1 protein-coding gene is annotated in these 2,768 nt (G+C 31.2%); it reads left to right on the top strand.

The genetic code is table 11. From position 1 onward, the window contains the following. Positions 1–1,482 precede the first annotated feature (1,482 nt). Positions 1,483–2,768: alkaline phosphatase (locus AC15TD_RS03085; RefSeq protein ID WP_484450673.1), on the top strand; the 1,286-nt coding region annotated here is incomplete at its 3' end.

Here is a 2,768-nt window from a genome sequence, read left to right as displayed (position 1 = left end):
AGTAGAAACTTAAACTATATAAGTGTGGCTTACTTTAAAACGAGTGCAGAAGCGCATAAATATATTAATACTGCCTTAGACACCGAATTATTTAAAGATAGTTGGGTGTATGAAGTAGACTAAACTAACGTAAATTACCAAAAGAAAAGACTCAAATACTTGTTGTATTTGAGTCTTTTTTATTGGAGAGTACATATAAAATATGAAACCTTTATTTATTCAAATTACAAAATTGGAGCTCAAAGGATACGATAATAATATTGGTCACAAAAGAAAATAAAAAATCCTAATATAGAAATATATTAGGATTTTTTTGTGAACCATATAGACCTTACTTCAAACCAAATTTTAAATTTTTTCGAAAATTTAAAAAGAAATTTATAATAATACCATGCCCGAACCTTTAGACCGAGAATCACTAATAGAAAGAACTAGATTCGAACCAGTTACCTTTGGGTTATGAGCTCTCTGTTTTATTTTTCATCAGCAGTTTTACTAGGCTCAGACACCCTCAAATTATAAAATCGTATGCAAAAACGTATGCAGTTTTTGGTTTTCAGATTATTAATAATATTTAATGAAAGATAATCAAAATTACATAAGTAAAACTTCATTTTTTGAGTTAACAAGTTTCTAATTGGATTCTACAAAATTTTAATAAAATATCATGGGTTTGGGCCCCTCTTTCTCCGCTTAAATAAAGCCGTAATAATTGTATATCAATTTGTTCGGTTTTTTTGTTTTTATATTTAGTCCATAATTAGTCCTTATTCTGTTTTTTATAGGCTCAACATAACAACTAGATATACCTCGGAATTAAAACAAAAAGTACGACAAATCTTTTAACATCCAAATGCGATAATAACCCGAATTGAATTTATCACGAGTATCCTTTTCTTCGAAGCCATTCATTTCAACTTTAGTGAATTACATCCCACTTAATGCTTTATTATACTAAAAAGAAATGGCCATCTTAAAAGGATTACCGTTGTTTTCTAGAATTCATCTTTTTACCCATCTGTTAGGATAAAAAGACAATACTCAGATAAATGCAACATTTGTTTTAAAGATTAAGCTATTTGTTATAAAACTTAAATAGTTGAAAATATAGTTTTGAGCTAGATTTATAAAATGGTAAATATTATCATATATATATTTAAAAATTAACGAAATTAAAAAATGCCATAGAAAAGTGAAGTATTATGGTTATTAAAAGTATCTAATCTGAAACTGAATATCTTTCGTTCAAATAAAGGTTTGGTTGTATTAATTTAATGACGAGAAGAAATTAAATATTTTAAAACATCACTCACATTGAACAGAAAAAATCATCATAATGAATAAAGCTATAAACGTTGCGGGAAAGCCGGTTGACCCGGTAGGATTTAAAACATATTTATGTCTTAAATTTAGCAATGATTATTCATTTCACAGATTTAATTGGTTTATTGTGTCAATAGGTTCTCTTAAAACGTAACAAGAATGAAAAGAAGAGATTTTTTAAACACTGGCGTTTTGTCTGCCATAGGAACTATTGCAGCACCTACTATACTGTCTTCCTATACAACCAAAGAAAGTGAACTATTTGGAAAAGCAAAAAATATAATTTTCTTAGTAAGTGACGGCATGAGTTCTGGCACTCTAAATATGACAGAGTTACTTTTACAGCGCAAACTAGGTCATGGAAGTACTTGGATAAACTTGTACAAAGAAAATAAAATTCAAAGAGCATTAATGGATACCGCTTCAGCTAATTCATTAGTCACCGATTCTGCTGCTGCAAGTTCCTCTTGGGGAGGAGGAAAAAGAGTTAAAAATGGGTCTTTAAATGTAAATAGCGACGGATCATTTAATAAACCCATACTACAAAAGTTTAAGGCTGTAGGTAAGGCAGTTGGTTGTGTAACAACATGTCCAATTACACATGCAACCCCTGCAGGCTTCTGCATTAATTTTAAACACAGGAATATGCAGGATAAAATTGCTTCTGAATATTTGAAACTCAAATTTGATGTGATGATGGGCGGTGGGTTAGAATATTTCAATGGAAAAAAACGAGAAGACAAAAAGAATATCTTTGGTGATTTCACTTCTCAAGGGTTTCAGGTGGTAAAAACAAAAGATGAAATGAATAATGCGGCTTTAGGTAAGCCAATAATTGGTGTTTTTAGCGAGAATGGCACTCCTTATGCCATTGATCGCGAAAACAATACTAAATTAAAAAAAGAAATCCCAAGCCTTTCGGAAATGACTAAAAAGGCTATTTCAATCATGTCAAAAGATGAAAACGGTTTTGTTTTACAAGTCGAAGGTGGAAAAGTAGATTGGGCTGCACATGCTAATGACACTGTGGGATTATTATACGAGCAAATCGACTTTGATGAGGCAATAACAGAAGCCATGAAATTTGCAGAAGGTCGCGACGATACATTGGTAATAATTACAACAGATCACGGAAATGCTAATCCTGGATTAATAAAACAAGATAAGGTAAACCAAACGTTCGACACTTTACAAGCAGTAAAACAAACCAACGATTGGGTACTAAATGGTATTTCTAAAACCAATTCTGTTTCAACTATTATTGAAAGGATACATTATGCACAAGGAATTACAATAACTAAAGAAGAAGCAAAACATGTCTTAAAAGCATACAAAACTCTTGATGAACCAGGGCTTTATAGCCCTTACAAACTGCCATTTCAAAAACTTGCAGAGATACAAAAAAATTATAATTCGGTTGGCTGGTCTGGCATGAATCATTCGGC

Source organism: Yeosuana sp., assembly GCF_057126245.1.
The sequence above is the reverse complement of the archived record's forward strand: the minus strand, read 5'-3'. Positions and strand labels throughout refer to the sequence as shown.